18 protein-coding genes are annotated in these 17,754 nt (G+C 53.7%); 9 read left to right on the top strand and 9 right to left on the bottom strand.

Features of this window, described 5'->3' with window-relative positions; translation table 11 throughout:
* Nucleotides 1-284: 284 nt before the first annotated feature.
* The 5 genes from glgC to N2K86_RS02300 all read left to right on the top strand — a co-directional run bounded on the left by glgC (nucleotide 285) and on the right by N2K86_RS02300 (nucleotide 4,466).
* Nucleotides 285-1,568, top strand: a complete 1,284-nt coding sequence (gene glgC, locus N2K86_RS02320; protein ID WP_260660325.1) for a glucose-1-phosphate adenylyltransferase — start codon at nucleotides 285-287, stop codon at nucleotides 1,566-1,568.
* A 12-nt stretch (nucleotides 1,569-1,580) separates the two neighbouring features.
* Nucleotides 1,581-1,811 carry a hypothetical protein gene (locus tag N2K86_RS02315; RefSeq protein WP_148386720.1) on the top strand — a complete coding sequence of 77 codons (231 nt, stop codon included), beginning with the start codon at nucleotides 1,581-1,583 and terminating at the stop codon, nucleotides 1,809-1,811.
* A gap of 288 nt (nucleotides 1,812-2,099) precedes the next feature.
* Nucleotides 2,100-2,528 (top strand): universal stress protein, encoded by a 429-nt coding sequence (locus tag N2K86_RS02310; RefSeq protein WP_260660324.1) that lies wholly within the window; start codon nucleotides 2,100-2,102, stop codon nucleotides 2,526-2,528.
* Between the two features lie 79 nt (nucleotides 2,529-2,607).
* Nucleotides 2,608-3,063 carry a hypothetical protein gene (locus tag N2K86_RS02305; RefSeq protein WP_260660323.1) on the top strand — a complete coding sequence of 152 codons (456 nt, stop codon included), beginning with the start codon at nucleotides 2,608-2,610 and terminating at the stop codon, nucleotides 3,061-3,063.
* An 89-nt stretch (nucleotides 3,064-3,152) separates the two neighbouring features.
* Nucleotides 3,153-4,466, top strand: coding sequence for a ferredoxin reductase family protein (locus tag N2K86_RS02300; RefSeq protein WP_260660322.1), 1,314 nt, complete (start codon nucleotides 3,153-3,155; stop codon nucleotides 4,464-4,466).
* A 168-nt stretch (nucleotides 4,467-4,634) separates the two neighbouring features.
* Here N2K86_RS02300 and cybC read toward each other — a convergent pair whose 3' ends face one another.
* Nucleotides 4,635-5,021, bottom strand: a complete 387-nt coding sequence (gene cybC, locus N2K86_RS02295; RefSeq protein WP_014830441.1) for a cytochrome b562 — start codon at nucleotides 5,019-5,021, stop codon at nucleotides 4,635-4,637.
* A gap of 42 nt (nucleotides 5,022-5,063) precedes the next feature.
* The gene (pmbA, locus tag N2K86_RS02290; RefSeq protein ID WP_260660321.1) at nucleotides 5,064-6,416 is read right to left on the bottom strand and encodes a metalloprotease PmbA; all 1,353 of its coding nucleotides are present in this window, start codon (nucleotides 6,414-6,416) and stop codon (nucleotides 5,064-5,066) included.
* Nucleotides 6,417-6,511: 95 nt separating this feature from the next.
* On the opposite strand from pmbA, the gene yjgA reads away from it, so the two are divergent.
* Nucleotides 6,512-7,063: a ribosome biogenesis factor YjgA gene (gene yjgA / locus N2K86_RS02285; RefSeq protein ID WP_042713463.1), complete on the top strand. Its 552-nt coding sequence runs from the start codon at nucleotides 6,512-6,514 to the stop codon at nucleotides 7,061-7,063.
* An 89-nt stretch (nucleotides 7,064-7,152) separates the two neighbouring features.
* Here yjgA and mpl read toward each other — a convergent pair whose 3' ends face one another.
* The gene (gene mpl, locus N2K86_RS02280) at nucleotides 7,153-8,526 is read right to left on the bottom strand and encodes a UDP-N-acetylmuramate:L-alanyl-gamma-D-glutamyl-meso-diaminopimelate ligase (protein WP_260660320.1); all 1,374 of its coding nucleotides are present in this window, start codon (nucleotides 8,524-8,526) and stop codon (nucleotides 7,153-7,155) included.
* 198 nt (nucleotides 8,527-8,724) lie between these two features.
* On the opposite strand from mpl, the gene fbp reads away from it, so the two are divergent.
* Both fbp and N2K86_RS02270 read left to right on the top strand, forming a co-directional pair.
* Entirely contained in the window at nucleotides 8,725-9,723 is a 999-nt protein-coding gene (fbp, locus tag N2K86_RS02275; RefSeq protein WP_260660319.1) for a class 1 fructose-bisphosphatase, read from the top strand.
* Nucleotides 9,724-9,871: 148 nt separating this feature from the next.
* Nucleotides 9,872-10,228: a helix-turn-helix domain-containing protein gene (locus N2K86_RS02270; RefSeq protein WP_260660318.1), complete on the top strand. Its 357-nt coding sequence runs from the start codon at nucleotides 9,872-9,874 to the stop codon at nucleotides 10,226-10,228.
* Here the strand turns inward: N2K86_RS02270 and N2K86_RS02265 are convergent.
* The 5 genes from N2K86_RS02265 to ytfQ form a co-directional block, all read right to left on the bottom strand.
* Entirely contained in the window at nucleotides 10,200-11,771 is a 1,572-nt protein-coding gene (locus N2K86_RS02265) for a methyl-accepting chemotaxis protein (protein WP_260660317.1), read from the bottom strand. The two genes, N2K86_RS02270 and N2K86_RS02265, sit on opposite strands and share 29 nt — an antisense overlap.
* 68 nt (nucleotides 11,772-11,839) lie before the next feature.
* Nucleotides 11,840-12,820 (bottom strand): galactofuranose ABC transporter, permease protein YjfF, encoded by a 981-nt coding sequence (yjfF, locus tag N2K86_RS02260; protein ID WP_260660316.1) that lies wholly within the window; start codon nucleotides 12,818-12,820, stop codon nucleotides 11,840-11,842.
* Entirely contained in the window at nucleotides 12,807-13,832 is a 1,026-nt protein-coding gene (gene ytfT, locus N2K86_RS02255) for a galactofuranose ABC transporter, ATP-binding protein YtfT (protein WP_260660315.1), read from the bottom strand. The genes yjfF and ytfT overlap by 14 nt, the downstream gene beginning before the upstream one ends.
* Nucleotides 13,833-13,842: 10 nt before the next feature.
* Nucleotides 13,843-15,345: a galactofuranose ABC transporter, ATP-binding protein YtfR gene (ytfR, locus tag N2K86_RS02250; RefSeq protein ID WP_260660314.1), complete on the bottom strand. Its 1,503-nt coding sequence runs from the start codon at nucleotides 15,343-15,345 to the stop codon at nucleotides 13,843-13,845.
* A gap of 133 nt (nucleotides 15,346-15,478) precedes the next feature.
* Nucleotides 15,479-16,435, bottom strand: coding sequence for a galactofuranose ABC transporter substrate-binding protein YtfQ (gene ytfQ / locus N2K86_RS02245; protein WP_256460220.1), 957 nt, complete (start codon nucleotides 16,433-16,435; stop codon nucleotides 15,479-15,481).
* A 309-nt stretch (nucleotides 16,436-16,744) separates the two neighbouring features.
* Here ytfQ and ppa point away from each other — a divergent pair, with 309 nt between their 5' ends.
* Nucleotides 16,745-17,275, top strand: coding sequence for an inorganic diphosphatase (gene ppa, locus N2K86_RS02240; protein WP_020684412.1), 531 nt, complete (start codon nucleotides 16,745-16,747; stop codon nucleotides 17,273-17,275).
* A gap of 134 nt (nucleotides 17,276-17,409) precedes the next feature.
* On the opposite strand, the gene N2K86_RS02235 is transcribed toward ppa, so the two are convergent.
* The gene (locus N2K86_RS02235; protein WP_014882267.1) at nucleotides 17,410-17,754 is read right to left on the bottom strand and encodes a gamma-glutamylcyclotransferase family protein; all 345 of its coding nucleotides are present in this window, start codon (nucleotides 17,752-17,754) and stop codon (nucleotides 17,410-17,412) included.

The raw sequence follows: 17,754 nt of genomic DNA, 5'->3' as shown, positions 1-17,754 counted from the left end.
AAAAGACCAAATCCCTTTAAAAAGATGATCCAGATTAAGGTTTCATTCATAGCTTTTATGATTTATTACTGCGCACCTCATGACAGAGCGTGGTTTTGCGCTGAAAACAGGATTTCAGGCAAAAACATATCATTCTCATGAATGAATCACTCTTCCTCTTGAAGCGTCAAGTAAGTGAGATAAATGAGCGAGTTAACCACTACCTATGCAAATAACATGGGCAGTGACAGCTGCAACCCAAAGGACAGCACGAATGAAAACGTGCTTATAAACAGGAAGTTAAAATGAAAGAAGAAAGTAATCTGGAATCGCTATACCTGGCCAAACAACTGCCTGCCAAATCGGTCGCGATTATTCTGGCTGGAGGAAGAGGCACGCGGCTAAGAGATTTGTCCTCGCTGCGGGCTAAGCCTGCCGTACACTTTGGAGGCAAATTCCGCATTATTGATTTTGCGCTTTCAAATTGCCTCAACTCAGGTATCCGACGCATAGGGGTAATTACTCAATATCAATCACATACCCTCGTTCAGCATATTCAACGAGGCTGGTCATTCCTCAGTAACGAAATGAACGAATTTATAGACCTGTTACCTGCTCAGCAAAGAAAACATGACGAAAGATGGTACAGGGGGACTGCGGATGCCGTCGCGCAAAATATCGATATTATAAAACGGTACGGCGCAGAATATATTGTCATTATGGCAGGCGATCATATCTATAAGCAGGATTACTCCCGCATGCTGCTTGACCATGTCCAAAAAAATGCCCTCTGTTCCGTCGCCTGTCTCCCTGTTCCGGTGGTGGACGCACGTGAATTTGGCGTTATGGCTATCGACGAGAATCATAAAGTTATCGACTTCGTGGAGAAGCCAGCGGTTCCCCCAACACTTCCTGGCGATCCCACGCAATCGCTTGCGTCGATGGGAATATATATTTTTAATGCCGCGTGCCTCTATCAAATGCTGCTGGAAGACAGCGCGGATCCCCAGTCGAGCCATGACTTCGGTAAAGACATCATTCCTAAGGCCACCCGCCAGGGCAGCGTTTGGGCACACTCTTTCGCCCATTCCTGCGTCAAGGACTGCGCGGATGACAGCATTTACTGGCGGGATGTCGGTACGCTCAGCGCCTACTGGAAAAGCAATCTTGATTTAGTCTGTGCTAAACCGGATCTGAACATGTATGACCCAAAATGGCCTATCCGCACGTACATGGAGTCCCTTCCTCCCGCAAAATTTATAGAGAATGAGCAGGGGAATCATGGCCTCACGCAAAACTCGCTGGTATCGAGCGGCTGCGTCGTAACCGGGTCCGATATCATGAGATCGGTCCTTTTCCCGCGCGTTAATATTGATGCCGACTGCCACATAGATAGCTGCGTTATTTTACCAGATACCCGCATCGGCAAAGGCTGCCATCTTGCTCGCTGTGTTATCGAGCGTGGCTGTGACATTCCGGAAGGAATGGTAATTGGCGTTAATGCCGATGAGGATGCACGCCGTTTTTATCGCTCGGAAGAGGGAATTGTACTCGTTACTCGCGCGATGCTGCGCGCGATAACCCATTGATGAGGCTGAGCCATGAAAAATATTAACCGCTATCTGATTTTCTTTCTTATCGTCATCAACATCATCTGTCTTATTACGGTCCTTATGATGTGGGGGGGAGCCCAGGGCGTCCTGCACGATGCGAGCTATAAACCTTTCATTTTCTGGAGCGGCGCGCTGGTCAATATCCTCCTGCTCGGCGGGATTTGGATGATGCTGGATATCTTCACGCTTATTTATTTTAAATTGAAAAAAAGGAGATAAAGGATGTTCTTCCTTGTTGCCCTGATGGGGTTTTTAATGACTGAACTTCTTATCTACCACCTTGGGTGGATTACATTGGCTGTACCCGCTATGTATATTTTTATAATGCTCTATTATCTATATTATAAAAATCACCTCGCGGCCCGAACAGATATTGCAACGTATGAAAAAACCATAAAAAGGTTGGAAATAACCCAATGGTTATTGATTTTTATCATCGTTATTCTTTCGTTTGCTATCACTATGAATTTCATATCACGCATTGTACTGGCTTCATAAAAAGACACTATGTATACCAACATCATTATTCCGGTAGAGATTTTTTCCGATAACCCGGTAAAAAAAGAACTGAGCAGCGCACAATATTTCTCTAACGTTAATTCAGGGCATGTGCATTTACTGGCAGTGATCCCGGATTCGGTTTACCAACGCGCACAAAAGCATTTTATTGACACGAAAAGGCTGGAAAAAGTGTTATCGACGTTGGCCACAAACCGGCTTGCAGCACTAACCCGGCGTTTGGTTTTACCTGTGGGCTTTGTTCATCGTCATATTCATTTTGGTAGCCTGCATGAGGCTATTCGCCTGCTCGCCATGAAAAAACAGGCCGACATTGTTATCCTGAATAAAAATATGGACAGCCGTTATCCAACCCAATCAGAAATGGAGCTCTCCTTTTTTTTAAACGACAACGAAATACCGGTATTACTGTTGTAATACGTGCACATATTTTTTATGCACAATCAGATAGTCATCTCATGAAACGACCGCCAATTGATTTACAGGAAAAATAAACATGACTGTTTTCCCGCAGATAAATATCACCTCTAAAAGTGATATTGCAGAACTGAGAGAGCCATTACACCAACTCCATAAATTATCAAAAATGACACAGCGGGTCCGTTGGAATATGCGAGGCGCTATTTTCTTGCCGCTACATGAAACACTCAGGCAATTCAATAAAGAGCTCATTTGTTATTATGACAAACTCGTGGAACATATCTCAGCGTCTGAGGAAAGCTCCCACGAATTCTCTCGTTTCATTTACGGTACGGTGCATCTGAAGAACCCACCGCTGAACGCTTCTCAGATTTTAATGGAGCTAAGAATATTGAGCGAGCAGTATCATGCGACGGTGTTTACGTTAAACAACACCCTCATCCGACTTCGCGACCCCATCATCCGGCACATGCTGCGGGCAATCTCGGCAAACCTGATACGGGTAAAGAACGCGATCAATGAAAGCATTTGAAGCCACCTACCCTCTATCCCCAACCGACGACGAAGGTAGTACGCCGTCGGGCTTTTCAGCAATAAGGCGTTAGTTTCACAGGACGAAAAATGAAAGATATGAAATGGATTATTCTTAGCGCGACACTTTTTATCGTATTGATATTGAGTCCCATGATGGTATTGCTTTTTGCCACTTTGCCTCCGGCAAGAGATTACTGGACGGAATTTTCTGTCGTCCTGGGCTATGCCGGCCTGGCGATGTTGGGTTTTCAGCTGGTTCTGACGGCACGAATAAAATGGATTGTTCGCGCATGGGGTGAAAACGTGATTTATAAGATGCATAAGATCATGTCCCTGTTCGCTGTCGTCGCGATCGTCGCGCATCCCGTTATTTTATTTATTGCCGATCCGGGGAAGCTCGCGCTGTTGAATATTTTTGACGCCCCCTGGCGAGCACGTTTCGCTTCACTGTCAACTTACGCATTCCTCGCGTTAATTGTTCTCACGCTGTTTAAAGCCAGGCTCAAAATCAGGTATGAATACTGGCATTTCCTGCACATTTCGTTAGCCGTGGTGGCGATTGGGTCAGGGCTTCTCCATGCCTTTGCCTGGGGGTTTTATCTTGAATCGCCGTTAAAGCATCTGCTCTGGATCGCCCTGATCCTGATATGGGGCACGTTGGTGCTTTACACGCGCGTGATTCGCCCACTCCTGTCCTCAAAAAAGCCCTGGGTAGTCACGTCTACGCGACAGGAAAGGGGTAACTGTCTCACGCTGGTGATGAAACCGGAGGGACATTCGGGAATGACGTTCTTGCCCGGGCAGTTTGGCCTGTTAACGGCGTTTGCCAGCCCCTTCAAACTGACCGCTCACCCCTTTGCCTTCTCTTCCAGCGCGGAGAGATATCCGGATGTCGAAATGTCTGTAAAGCAGCGGGGCGATTTTACAGAAAAATTAGGCACCCTCTCGCCGGGCGATAAAGTCTTTATTGAGGGACCTTTTGGCGTTTATAGCCTGACAGACAGCCCCGCGCTGCATGTTTTTATTGCCGGAGGCATCGGTATTACGCCCGTCATGAGCATATTGAGAACGATGGCGGATCGAGAGGATAACCGACCCGTTCTGCTGATTTATTGCGTCAGGGACTGGGAGTCCGCCACGTTCAGGGAGGAGCTGATAGCAATGACAGCACGTTCGGAGTTCACCGTACTATTTTTACCTGAACACCCGGCAGCAGAGTGGCATGGCGAAACCGGGCGCATTGATGTCGAGTTCCTGAAACGTGCTATTCCATCAGGCTATGAGCACCATCGCTATTTTATAAGCGGACCGGAAGAGATGATTAACGAGGTGGAGAAGATGCTGTCAGCGCTGAACGTTCCGCTTGAAAATTGCCACGCTGATAAATACAGCTACGTATAAGGGGAACGAATGATGCGTAAATATCTGGCGATTTTGTTTCTGAGCTGTATTTTCATCACTATTCTGGCAAAAATCCTGCTCTTTGCTTACTTTCGCACGCAATTTTAACGGCTGACAGAACGGCATGCCGGGCCCTGTTTCGCCTTTGCATGCCGTTCGACTGCGGGATTAACGATACTTCTTGTGATACGTATTACGCGTGGCGACAAACTGGTCGGCTGCCGCCTGGGCTTCCTTCACTTTGCCTTCGTTAGCCAGCTTCAGCGCACCGTCAATCTGACCCACCAGCACGTCAAAGCCGTGACGGTAGTCTTTCATCTCTGCGCTGTCTGCCGCTTTGCTTTCCAGCTTCGGCGGGGTCGCTTTTTGCGCGTCCAGCGCCGCTTCACGCATTTTGGTCAATGCGCCTTTCATTTCCGCCGCATTGTCCGTTTTCTGCACCACCTTCAGGTTTTCACTGAGGATGTCCATATTGTCTTCGAGATCGGCAGCAAACGCAGACGAGCCAAGAACCAGCGTTGAAGCCGCGACGATCGCTAACAGGTGTTTACGCATTGCTCACTTCCTTTTTTATTATTAATCACGCTTTCACGGGTATTACTGTCCGGCGATTTTCATCTCCGGGAGTAATACAGAACCACACTGTATATTGCTACGTGTTTCAATATCGTTACCGACCGTAACGATGTTGCGCCACATGTCCTTCAGGTTGCCGGCGATAGTGATTTCGCTCACCGGATACTGAATTTCGCCGTTTTCGACCCAGAATCCCGCCGCGCCGCGCGAGTAGTCGCCGGTGATGCCGCTTACGCCCTGACCCATCAGTTCCGTGACGACCAGGCCGGTGCCCATCTCTTTCAGCATCTGCTCAAAGCTCAGGCCCTGACCGGCAATGCGCCAGTTGTGGATCCCACCCGCGTGACCGGTGCTTTTCAGCCCCAGCTTGCGTGCGGAGTAATTGGTCAGCAGCCACTGGGTCAGAATACCGTCTTTGATAATATCGCGACGTTCGGTGCGTACGCCTTCGCTGTCGAACGGCGTGGAGGCCAGCCCTTTCAGCAGGTGCGGATGCTCTTCAATGGTCAGCCATTCTGGCAGGATCTGCTTGCCCAGCGAGTCGAGCAGGAAGGTCGATTTTCGGTACACCGAGCCGCCCGCGATAGCGCCTACCAAATGACCAAACAGACCTGTCGCCACTTCATTGGCAAAAATGACCGGGGCTTTCATGGTGGAGAGCTTGCGCGGGGAGAGGCGAGACAGGGTGCGTTCGGCACACGCTTTACCGACCCACTCCGGAGACTGCAAATCGCCCAGCGCGCGGCCAATGGTGTAGGCGTAGTCGCGTTCCATGTCGCCGTTCTCTTCGGCGATGACGCAGCTTGAGAGCGAGTGGCGGGTTGAGCAGTAGCCCTGCAGCATACCGTGGCTGTTGCCGAACACTTTGATGCCGTAGTGGCTGTTAAAGCTGCCGCCTTCGGTATTGGTGATGCGTTTATCCGCCTGCAGGGAAGCCTGCTCGGCGCGCGCGGCCAGTTCGATGGCTTCGTCCGGGGTGACTTCCGCCGGATGGAAAAGATCGAGGTCCGGGGCATCGAAGGCCAGCAGGTCTTTATCCGCCACGCCTGCGTAAGGGTCCGGAGAGGTATAACGGGCAATGTCCAACGCCGCCTGCACCGTACGGGCAATGGCATCCGGGCTGAGATCGGTGGATGACGCACTGCCTTTGCGATTCTGGTGATACACCGTGATCCCAAGCGCGCCATCGCTGTTGAATTCTACATTCTCCACTTCGCCATAGCGGGTGCTCACGCTAATGCCGGTGGTTTTGCTGACCGCCACTTCGGCGCCATCTGATTTACCTGAAGCGAGCGTCAGCGCGGTGGAGACGGCTTCTTCCAGAATCTTACGCTGCGCTTCAACTTGTGAGGTTACTTTCATCGCAAATGCCATACTGTAAGAGAGAGTTATCTGAAGTCTAACAGAGAACCGTTTTTCAGTGCGCGTCTTAACTGGTAACATTAGCCTCTTTTTTTAAGGAGCCTGACATGACTAAGCAGCCCGAAGACTGGCTCGACGACGTTCCCGGTGATGACATCGAAGACGAAGATGATGAGATCATCTGGGTCAGTAAAAGTGAAATTAAGCGTGACGCCGAAGAGTTAAAACAGCTTGGCGCAGAAATGGTAGAACTGGGTAAAAACGCGCTGGATAAGATCCCGCTCGACCAGGATCTGCGTGATGCCATTGAACTGGCACAGAAAATCAAGAAAGAAGGCCGTCGTCGCCAGCTTCAGCTTATCGGGAAAATGCTGCGTCAGCGCGACGTCGATCCGATCCGCCAGGCACTGGACAAGCTGAAAAACCGTCACAACCAGCAGGTTGCGTTTTTCCATAAGCTTGAGCAGATCCGCGATCGTCTGATTGAACAAGGTGATGACGCCGTACCGGAAGTGCTGAACCTGTGGCCGGATGCCGACCGCCAGCAGCTGCGTTCTTTGATCCGCAATGCGAAGAAAGAGAAAGAAGGGAATAAACCGCCGAAGTCCGCGCGTCTGATTTTCCAGTATCTGCGCGAGCTGTCTGAGAACGACGAGTAATCTGTTCCCCTCACCCTGACCCTCTCCCCATAGGGGAGAGGGAAATTGAACACCCTCTCCCCTATGGGGAGAGGGCTGGGGTGAGGGGATTACTCTGCGGCCGCGGCTTTCTTCGCCAGACCGTCCAGCAGCTTCTGATGGATCCCACCAAAACCGCCGTTGCTCATCACCAGAATATGATCGCCAGGCTGTGCGGCTTTCACCACCATATCCGCTAAGACATCCACGTCCGCACTCCAGTGCGCAGGCTGAATGCAGGCGTCGGCCACTTCGGCCACCTGCCACGGAATATGCTGCGGCTGCAGGAGGAAGACTTCATCGGCACGTCCTAACGACGGCGCGAGGTCATCTTTGCAGATGCCCATCTTCATGGTGTTCGAGCGCGGTTCCAGCACGGCCAGAATGCGCGCGGTGCCGCCAACCTTGCCGCGTAACGCTGCAAGCGTTGCCAGAATGGCCGTCGGGTGATGCGCGAAATCGTCATACACCGTCACGCCATTCGCTTCGCCGCGCAGTTCCAGACGGCGACGGGCGTTAATGAACGAGCCCAGCGCATTGGCCGCATCAGCAGGCAGAACGCCCACGTGGCGCGCCGCAGCAATGGCCATCAGGCCATTATGCATGTTGTGCTCGCCCACCAGGCCCCACTTCACCTCACCCACTTTTTCACCGTCGAGCAGCACTTCCCACTCGGAGGCATCGGCGTTGAGTTTCTTCGCCTGCCAGTGACCCTGTTCGCCCACCAGCTCCTGCTCGCTCCAGCAGCCCATCGCCAGGGTCTGCTTCAGGTTGATGTCGTTCTCCGGCAGGATGATGCGGCCCTGGCCCGGAACAATGCGCACCAGGTGGTGGAACTGTTTCTGGATCGCTTTCAGGTCGTCAAAGATATCCGCGTGATCGAACTCAAGGTTGTTGAGGATCAGCGTGCGCGGGCAGTAATGCACAAACTTGGAACGCTTGTCGAAGAACGCGCAGTCGTATTCGTCGGCTTCGATCACAAAGAACGGGCTGTCACCCAGACGCGCAGAAACGTCGAAGTTGCCCGGTACGCCGCCAATCACAAAGCCCGGCTTATAGCCGCAGGCTTCGAGGATCCAGGTCGCCATTCCGGCGGTGGTCGTTTTGCCGTGGGTACCGGCAACGGCAACAACCCAGCGGTCACGCAGCACGAAGTCATGCAGCCACTGTGGGCCAGACATAAACGGAATATTGCGTTCCAGCACCGCTTCAACACATGGGTTACCACGGGTCATGGCGTTGCCAATGATGACCAGGTCCGGCTGCGGGTCCAGCTGGCTGGCATCGTATCCCTGAATCAGAGAGATGCCCTGCTTCTCCAGAAGCGTGCTCATCGGCGGATACACATTGGCGTCCGAACCTGTTACTTCATGGCCCAGTGAGCGCGCCAGCATTGCCAGTCCGCCCATGAAAGTGCCACAAATCCCCAATATATGAATGCGCATACGTCACTATCCTTCTTCAATGTGGCGCACATTTTACTCACATGTTAGCGGCTGTGAAACGCATTTCAGGTAAATCCGTATTTTGCTGGCGCGATTCACCACTGCGCTACTATTTGAATATTTGTTAAGATTGTTGGGCTTTAGTCGTTTTGTTGAACATACAATCGCTCTACTCACATAAGATGCAGGGAAAGTGTTATGAAAACGTTAGGTGAATTTATTGTCGAAAAGCAGCACGAGTTTTCTCATGCTACCGGTGAACTCACTGCTTTGCTGTCGGCAATAAAGCTGGGCGCTAAGATCATCCACCGTGATATCAACAAGGCCGGTCTGGTCGATATCCTGGGTGCCAGCGGTGCCGAGAACGTTCAGGGTGAGGTGCAACAGAAACTCGACCTGTTCGCAAATGAAAAACTGAAAGCTGCACTGCGCGCGCGCGACATCGTTGCGGGTATCGCCTCCGAAGAAGAAGATGAAATTGTTGTTTTCGAAGGATGCGAACACGCGAAATACGTTGTTCTGATGGATCCGCTGGATGGATCCTCCAACATCGACGTTAACGTTTCTGTCGGCACCATTTTCTCCATCTACCGCCGCGTGACGCCTGTTGGCTCGCCGGTCACCGAAGAAGATTTCCTCCAGCCGGGCAGCAACCAGGTTGCTGCGGGCTATGTGGTGTATGGTTCGTCCACCATGCTGGTGTATACCACCGGGTGCGGGGTTCACGCCTTCACGTACGATCCTTCACTGGGCGTGTTCTGCCTGAGCCAGGAACGTATGCGCTTCCCGGAGAAGGGCAACACTTATTCCATCAACGAAGGCAACTACATCAGATTCCCGAGCGGCGTGAAGAAGTACATCAAATTCTGCCAGGAAGAAGATAAAGCCACCCAGCGCCCGTACACCTCCCGCTATATCGGTTCTCTGGTCGCTGACTTCCACCGCAACCTGCTGAAGGGCGGCATTTACCTCTATCCAAGCACCGCCAGCCACCCGGACGGGAAGCTGCGTCTGCTGTACGAATGCAACCCGATGGCGTTCCTCGCTGAACAGGCGGGCGGCAAGGCGAGCGACGGTAAAGAGCGTATTCTGGACATCGTGCCGGAAAGCCTGCACCAGCGCCGTTCGTTCTTCGTCGGCAACAACCACATGGTTGAAGACGTTGAACGTTTCATCCGTGAGTATCCGGACGCGTAACCCCTTTCTCCTGGGAAGCCGCCAGGCTTCCCAGTCATTTATATAATTTACCGTATAAGTGTTTATAAAAAAGACGCTTTAATCTTCATCCCTGCTCCTGCATTATTTCCATAACAGTTTGACAATTATTTCCTGGAGCATATTCGCGATGAAAAACTATTCTCGTGCCAATACCGGCATCGATTTAAATCTTATTCCTGTCTTTATTGAAATTGTTCGTTGCGGCAGCATGGCGAAAGCCTCTGTGCGCCTGGACATGTCCCGTCCAGCGGTAAGCCTGGCGCTGAAACGCTTTAATCAACTTTTTGATGAGCCACTGTTTTACCGTAAAGGTTTATATCTTGAACCCACTGAAAAAGCGTTAGCGTTAACCAGCGCGCTGGAAATATTAATGGGGAATATTCACGATAATATTAATGCGTTAAATTCATCGACAAATAAAACCCTGGCACAGCACGTACCAGGGGTGAATATGATTATGCAGCAGTCTGGGCCGTCAGCTTAAACGAGGACATGGCTTCCATCAGTTCGCGCGACTGCTCTTCCAGCGAGCGTGTCGCGGCGGATGACTGCTGTACCAGCGCCGCATTTTGCTGCGCCGTTTCGTCCATCTGGTTCACCGCGATATTCACCTGCTCAATGCCGCGACTCTGCTCCTGAGACGCGGTCGCAATTTCACGCATCAGTTTGGTCATCCGCAGCACTTCTGTTGCGATCTCATCCATCGTTTCACCGGCCTGCTGTGCCAGCTCGCTCCCCTCATTCACGTGGGTCTGCGAATCGCTGATAAGAGATCGGATCTCTTTCGCCGCGTCGGCACTGCGGCTGGCCAGGTTTCGCACTTCTCCCGCGACGACGGCAAAACCCCGCCCCTGTTCGCCCGCGCGCGCGGCTTCAACGGAGGCGTTCAACGCCAGAATGTTGGTCTGGAAGGCAATACCGTCAATCACGCTCAGGATATCGGCGATGCGCGCCGAGCTGCCGGAGATATCGCGCATTTTTTCAATCACGTAGCAGACCATTTCGCTGCCGTGGTCAGCCGTGTCGGAGACGGACTTCGCCAGCTGGTGCGCCTGCTCTGCATTATCCGCGTTGAGTTTCACCGTGGCGGTGATCTCTTCCATGCTGGCCGCCGTTTGCTCCAGCGACGTGGCGGTGGATTCCGTGCGCTGGGCAAGATCCATGTTCCCCGCCGTCAGCTCGCGGCTGCCCGTATCGATTTGCGAGCTGGCATCGCGCACCCGCAGAACCGATCCCATCAGCGACTGGCGCATCGTTTCAATGGCTGCGTTGAGCCGGTTAAATTCCTGGCTGGCCGTGTGTTCCAGCGTGTGGGTTAAATCCCCTGCCGCGACATGTTCAAGCTGAGCAATGGAAGCCGAAAGCGGCTTCAGCAGCATATGGCGCAGCACCAGCCACGCGAGGACGATAATGCCTGCCGTCAGCAGCGCGGCGACAACGATAAGGATCAGGACGCGGGTTTTGCTCGACTGCACGGCGCTGACTTCCGCTTTGCCACGCGCTTCGCTCCACGCCTGGAAAGCCTGCATATCGTTATCAAACTTGTTAGCCACCGGAATCAGCGCGTTCTCAATCAGGTCGTAGTAACCGTCCGCGCTCTGGTCGTTCAGGGCTTTCAGCATCGGGTTGATGCCCTGCCGGGTATACGCCGCCAGACTCGCAGCTACGTTATCCAGCAGCTTTTGTCCCTGCCCGTCAGCCACACCGCCGTCGATCACGGCTTTCAGCGTTTTCTGCGCCTGGGCAATTTCCTGATTGATGTTTTTTACCGATTTGGATGCATCGTCCAGCAGACCAATTTCCATCATTCGGACGGCCTGGCCCGCCTCATTGCGCGCGCGCAGGATCAGCGTATAGCCAGAATTAAGCTGCACCATCTGCTCACCCTGAAGGTGGTTGATGCGCTGGAGTGAAGAAGAACTTTGTGTAAGGGCATAAATACCGATGCCGCTGACAATCAGCAGCAGAAGGGTCATAACGGCCAGTAAAGAGAGCAAGCCGGTACGAATCGATAGCGTTTTCAGCATGATGTTATTTCCGGTAGCGAGATATTTCTGGACAGAAAAAAAGGTTATCGGCCGCTACCGGAGAATATTTATACACGTGTTACAGGCGAACTCTGACGATTCTCCCAGAGCACCGTCAGACCGCGCTGCAGGGCAATAAAAATAAACAGCAAAATGCCGATGGCGATCTTGGTCCACCACGAGCTGAGCGTGCCGTCGAAGTTAATGTAGGTCTGAATCAGCCCCTGGATCGCCACGCCGAACAGCGTGCCCAGCACCGTTCCCACCCCGCCACTCAGCAGCGTACCGCCAATCACCACCGAGGCGATGGCATCCAGCTCAACACCCACGCCCGCCAGTGCGTAACCGGCCTGGGTATACACAGAGAAGACGATACCCGCCAGCGTTGCCAGCCCCGTTGAAAGCATATAGATGCGGATGGTAGTGCTGCGGGTCGAAATGCCCATCAGGTTTGCCGAGGTGGCGCTGCCGCCAATGGCGTAAACCTGATTGCCGAACCGGGTACGATGGGCGAGGAAGATGCCAATCACCACCACGCCCAGCATCAGCAGCCCCATCGCGCTCAGGCGGCCGCCGCCGGGGATTTTCCACGCCAGGCTGGAGAGCGTGTCGTAGATGGGATGGTTAATCGGAATTGACTCTTCCGACACCAGATAGCTCACGCCGCGCAGGAAGAACATCCCGGCGAGGGTGATGATAAAGGCAGGAATTTTCAGCGCGTCGATCAGCAGCCCCATAAAGGCACCAAACGCGCAGCCCATCGCCAGCACCAGCGGGAATGCCACCAGCGGAGAGATGCCCCAGAACCCAATGGCCTTCGCGAGGAAAACGCCCGTAAACGCGATCACCGAGCCGACGGAAAGATCGATCCCACCGGAGAGGATCACAAAGGTCATCCCGACGGCGATGATACCTAAAAAGGCGTTATCCGTCAGAATGTTGCAAATCACACGCGTGGAGGCGAAACCAGGAAATTGGGTGAGGCAGTAGAGATACCCCAGCACAAACACGCCCAGCGTGATCATTAACGGCAAATTACGTTTTATCATGGCCACGGATCCCCTTAATGATGCTGACAAAGCGCGGCGACTGGACGATCAGCACGCAGAGCACGACCACCGCTTTCACCACCTGGTTGAGTTCCGGCTGAAATCCCGAGAGCAGGATGCCCGTGTTCATGCCCTGAATGATCAGCGCCCCCACTACCGAGAGCAGCAGGTTAAAGCGTCCGCCCATCAGCGACCCACCGCCGATCACCACCGCGAGGATCGCGTCCAGCTCCAGCCAGAGCCCCGCGTTGTTAGCATCGGCCCCGCGAATATCCGCCGCGACGATGACCCCGGCAATGGCGGCGCAGACGCCGCTCAGCACGTAGGTCAGCATCACCATCAAGCGGGTGTTGACCCCGGCGTTGCGCGCGGCGCGGATGTTGATCCCCACCGCTTCAATAAACATGCCGAGCGCCGTTTTACGGGTCAAAAGCCAGAACACCACTAACGTGACCAGAGCAATAATCACCGGCGTCGGGAAGAACAGAAGGTTGCCGCTACCGAGCCACGCCAGGCTCGGGGAGTTAAAGGTGACAATCTGCCCGGAGGTGATCAGCTGCGCCACGCCGCGCCCGGCCACCATCAGGATCAGGGTGGCAACAAAGGGCTGAATTTTGAGAACCGCTACCAGAATACCGTTCCAGAGCCCGGCTAATACCCCGGAGCCCAGTGCGGCCAGCAGCACCACCGGCAGGCTATGCCCGGCGACGGTCATCGAGGCGGCGGTGGCTCCGGCAATCGCCATGACCGCGCCGACGGAGAGGTCAATCCCGCCGGTGGCGATCACCAGCGTCATACCAATCGCCAGCAGCGCGACGGGTGCGGCGCGGTTTAAAATATCGATCGGACTGCCAAACAGGCGGCCATCCTGCACGATTACCTGGAAGAAATGCGGCGCGACCAGGCTATCCACCAGCAGTACCACCAGCAGCGCCGCGATTTGCGGCGTGCCGGTCGGCCAGCTGAAGCGGCGCTTTGGCTCACCGGTTTGCGAAAGTGAACGGGGCATCACGATTAGCTCCTTACGCCGCGATGGCATTCATGATTGCCGGAACGGACAACTTATCCAGCGGGATCTCTGCCACCTGCTTGCGATCGCGCATGATAATGACGCGATCGGCATAACCCACCAGTTCCTCAAGCTCGGACGAAATGACCAGCAGCGCCAGACCGTCCGCGCACAGCGTTTCGATCAGACGAATAATTTCAGCGTGTGCGCCTACATCAATGCCGCGCGTCGGCTCGTCGAGGATCAGGAACTGCGGTTTTGTCAGCAGCCAGCGCGAGAGGAGAACCTTCTGCTGGTTACCGCCGGAGAGAAACTCAATGGGCTGTTCCGCGCTCGGGGTGCGAATACCGAGCTGACGGATAAAGCGCTCGGCAATGGCGTTTTGTTCTTTACGCGGAATGGGACGCAGCCAGCCGCGCTGGGCCTGCAGCGCCAGAATGATATTTTCCCGCACTGAGGCGGCGGCAATGATGCCGTCCGTTTTCCGATCTTCCGGGCAGAAGCCAACGCCCAGACACGATGCCTGATGCGGCGAACGCAGGGTTTGGGGTTTGCCCTTGATCAGCGCGCTGCCGCTGTCGGCAGGCTTGATCCCGAAGATCACCTCGGCGGTTTCGGTTCGGCCTGAGCCTAACAGGCCCGCCAGGCCGACAATCTCACCGGGGCGAACCTCAAGGTTAAACGGTGAGATGACCCCTTTTTTGCCGTAATCACTGAACGCAGCGACCGGTTTCTCGCTGAGCAGCGTGCGCCCTGCACGCTGGAGGGCATTGGTTTCCAGCTCTCGGCCCAGCATCATTTTCACCAGCTCAATCTGCGGCAGCTCACGGGTTTCGCGGCACCCTACAAAGCTGCCGTTGCGCAGTACCGTGATACGATCGCTCACTTCATACACCTGATCGAGGAAGTGCGTCACGAAGATCAGGCTCACGCCCCGATCGCGCAGCTGGCGCATCAGGGTAAAGAGCATTTCCACTTCCTGGGTATCAAGGCTGGCGGTGGGTTCGTCGAGGATCAGCACCTTTGCGGAGAGATCGATAGCCCGACAGATGGCGACGATCTGCTGCATCGCCACGGAAAAGCGGTTCAGCGGCTCGCGGACGTCGAGGGAGAAGCCGTATGATTCCATCAGTTTTGTCGCCCGCGCTTCCATCTCTTTGCGGCGCAGCAGGCCAAAACGGCGTGGCTCACGGCCAATAAACAGGTTATCCGCCACCGACATGTTCGGCAGCAGATTTACTTCCTGATACACCGTCCCGATCCCCAGCTGTTGGGCATGGGCGGTATTTTTGGGCGAAATGGCGTGGCCTTCCAGCCAGATGGTGCCGCGATCGGCGTGATACACGCCGGTCAGCGCTTTGATCAGCGTCGATTTCCCCGCCCCGTTCTCGCCCAGCAGCGCCAGAATCTCGCCGCGACGCAGGCTGAAATCGACGTTATCCAGCGCCTTCACGCCGGGGAAGAATTTACTCAAGCCCTCTGTGCGGAGGATTTCCTGGTGTTGTTCAGTGGTCATATGTCCTCCCCTCACCCTGACCCTCTCCCCGGAGGGGAGAGGGGACTATGTCGTGCCAATTGTTAATATCCAGCTCCGCCCTGCCTTTCCCCCTCTCCCCTCCGGGGAGAGGGCTGGGGTGAGGGGCGAGGGCTTAGTAGCCCATATTTTTCTTCTTCTCTAACTCTTCTTTCGCCGTGTCAGGCAGGTAGAGCGTGGACTTGGTGACCGTCACTTTCTCCGGCATCGTGCCGTCTTTCTTGAATTTCTCCAGCGCGTCGAATGCCGGGCCCGCCATGTTTGGCGTCAGCTCCACGCTGGCGTTCGCTTCGCCGTCGATCATCGCTTTGTAGATGTCCGGCACGCCGTCGATAGAGCCGGTGAGGATATCTTTGCCCGGCTTCAGACCCGCTTCTTTAATCGCCTGAATCGCACCGATCACCATGTCATCGTTGTGGGCGTAAACCATGCAGATGTTCTTGCCGTTGTTTTCAGCCTTGATAAAGCTTTCCATGACCTCTTTGCCCTTACTGCGGGTAAAGTCACCGGACTGAGAACGGATAATTTTGATGTTTGGCGCTTTGGCGATAGCTTCAGCAAAGCCTTTCTTACGGTCGATGGCCACGCTCGCCCCGACGGTGCCCTGCAGTTCAACGACGTTACACGGCTTTCCGTCAACCTGTTTCACCAGCCAGTCACCAATCAACTGTCCTTCAAGAACGTTATTGGCCGTCACGGTGGTCATATAGAGAGATTTGTCTTTTACATCAATGGAACGATCGAGCAGGAAGACCGGGATCTCCGCGTCTTTCGCTTCCTTCAGCACGGGCTCCCAGCCGGTCGCCACGACGGGCGCAATAAAGATGGCATCTACGCCCTGGGCGATAAAGGAGCGTACGGCTTTGATCTGGTTCTCTTGTTTTTGCTGACCATCGGCGATTTTCAGCGTGATCCCGCGTTTCTGGGCCTCGCTTTTCGCTACGTTGGTTTCTGCCGCGCGCCAGCCGGATTCAGAGCCGACTTGCGAAAAACCTACGGTTAAAGGTGCGGCTATCGCCATAGACGACATGGCTGCCGAAACTGCTGTGACAAGAAGTAAGCGCTTCCACATATGAACGTCCTCGTAGGGTGAGTTATTGTTGGCTAAAAGATGTTCTGCGAAATGACTATAGCCAATGAAATATGTAACGAATTGCGTTACATCACACTTCAGAAAAGTGAATAAAACGTTAATCACAAGTTTGTAATCGCTTTCATTCCACCATTAAAAATGCGGCTGAGTTTATGGATTTTCCTGTCATGGAAACGGTCTGAAAAGTAGTGTTAACGAGGGGAGATGGCGAAAACAGGCGGAGACATTCAGCGCGAGTTGGCTATAATACCTGCCACTTGTTTACCATCCATTTTAAAGGACACCGACATGAGCTTACTCAACGTCCCTGCGGGTAAAGAACTGCCAGAAGACATCTACGTAGTTATCGAAATTCCGGCTAACGCAGATCCTATCAAATATGAAATCGACAAAGACACTGGTGCGCTGTTCGTTGACCGCTTTATGTCTACCGCGATGTTCTACCCGTGCAACTACGGTTACATCAACAACACCCTGTCTCTGGACGGAGATCCGGTTGACGTGCTGGTCCCAACGCCATACCCACTGCAGCCAGGCTCCGTCATTCGCTGCCGTCCAGTTGGCGTGCTGAAAATGACCGACGAAGCGGGTGAAGATGCGAAACTGGTTGCGGTACCGCACACCAAGCTGAGCAAAGAGTACGATCACATTAAAGATGTGAACGACCTGCCAGAACTGCTGAAAGCGCAGATCAGCCACTTCTTCGAGCACTACAAAGACCTCGAAAAAGGCAAGTGGGTTAAGGTTGACGGCTGGGACAACGCTGAAGCGGCGAAAGCAGAAATCATCGCCTCTTTCGAGCGCGCTGCTAAGAAGTAATTCTTACTGCCGATCAATAAAGCCCCGCGAGTCGGGGCTTTTTTTTGGCTGGAGAGTTTCGCCCGGCGGCGCTACGCTTACCCGGCAAGAGGCGCAAAAACGACAACGCCACCTCACGGTGGCGTTGTCGTTTATCAGTACTGGTCTCTGTCTAACCAATTACCGCTTACAATCCGCGTTAACCCGTCGACCGGACGCTGGTAGACGTACATCCACGCACTTCCGTACGGCGTCTGGATCAACTGGCGTGCATATTCACCGCCCCTGGTGCGCAAGGCATCAAGTTCGGCAAGCGTAGCATTGTCAATACGATAAACTTCACCCTGTACTGTTCCTTCCCCCGGAACCGCGCCTGGATAGTGGCCCAGACTGTACAACTGGTAGTTCTCGATATTGTAATTCCCCAGCAGCAAGGCATTGGTCATCCAGTGACTGTTGCCTTGCTTGGTTCGTAAACTGCCGTAGACAAATATTCGCAT

The sequence above is a fragment of the Enterobacter mori genome, from assembly GCF_025244905.1.
In the GTDB taxonomy this organism is placed as follows: domain Bacteria; phylum Pseudomonadota; class Gammaproteobacteria; order Enterobacterales; family Enterobacteriaceae; genus Enterobacter; species Enterobacter mori_A.
The sequence above is the reverse complement of the archived record's forward strand: the minus strand, read 5'-3'. Positions and strand labels throughout refer to the sequence as shown.

What these genes read in the sequence shown, in the direction of transcription:
- N2K86_RS02305 (WP_260660323.1), top strand. Translation starts at nt 2,608, where the DNA reads ATGACTGTTTTCCCGCAGATAAATATCACCTCTAAAAGTGATATTGCA.
- yjgA (WP_042713463.1), top strand. Translation starts at nt 6,512, where the DNA reads ATGACTAAGCAGCCCGAAGACTGGCTCGACGACGTTCCCGGTGATGAC.
- N2K86_RS02300 (WP_260660322.1), top strand. Translation starts at nt 3,153, where the DNA reads ATGAAAGATATGAAATGGATTATTCTTAGCGCGACACTTTTTATCGTA.
- N2K86_RS02265 (WP_260660317.1), bottom strand. Translation starts at nt 11,771, where the DNA reads ATGCTGAAAACGCTATCGATTCGTACCGGCTTGCTCTCTTTACTGGCC.
- N2K86_RS02310 (WP_260660324.1), top strand. Translation starts at nt 2,100, where the DNA reads ATGTATACCAACATCATTATTCCGGTAGAGATTTTTTCCGATAACCCG.
- N2K86_RS02270 (WP_260660318.1), top strand. Translation starts at nt 9,872, where the DNA reads ATGAAAAACTATTCTCGTGCCAATACCGGCATCGATTTAAATCTTATT.
- yjfF (WP_260660316.1), bottom strand. Translation starts at nt 12,820, where the DNA reads ATGATAAAACGTAATTTGCCGTTAATGATCACGCTGGGCGTGTTTGTG.
- glgC (WP_260660325.1), top strand. Translation starts at nt 285, where the DNA reads ATGAAAGAAGAAAGTAATCTGGAATCGCTATACCTGGCCAAACAACTG.
- ytfQ (WP_256460220.1), bottom strand. Translation starts at nt 16,435, where the DNA reads ATGTGGAAGCGCTTACTTCTTGTCACAGCAGTTTCGGCAGCCATGTCG.
- pmbA (WP_260660321.1), bottom strand. Translation starts at nt 6,416, where the DNA reads ATGGCATTTGCGATGAAAGTAACCTCACAAGTTGAAGCGCAGCGTAAG.
- fbp (WP_260660319.1), top strand. Translation starts at nt 8,725, where the DNA reads ATGAAAACGTTAGGTGAATTTATTGTCGAAAAGCAGCACGAGTTTTCT.
- N2K86_RS02235 (WP_014882267.1), bottom strand. Translation starts at nt 17,754, where the DNA reads ATGCGAATATTTGTCTACGGCAGTTTACGAACCAAGCAAGGCAACAGT.
- ytfR (WP_260660314.1), bottom strand. Translation starts at nt 15,345, where the DNA reads ATGACCACTGAACAACACCAGGAAATCCTCCGCACAGAGGGCTTGAGT.
- ppa (WP_020684412.1), top strand. Translation starts at nt 16,745, where the DNA reads ATGAGCTTACTCAACGTCCCTGCGGGTAAAGAACTGCCAGAAGACATC.
- cybC (WP_014830441.1), bottom strand. Translation starts at nt 5,021, where the DNA reads ATGCGTAAACACCTGTTAGCGATCGTCGCGGCTTCAACGCTGGTTCTT.
- mpl (WP_260660320.1), bottom strand. Translation starts at nt 8,526, where the DNA reads ATGCGCATTCATATATTGGGGATTTGTGGCACTTTCATGGGCGGACTG.
- N2K86_RS02315 (WP_148386720.1), top strand. Translation starts at nt 1,581, where the DNA reads ATGAAAAATATTAACCGCTATCTGATTTTCTTTCTTATCGTCATCAAC.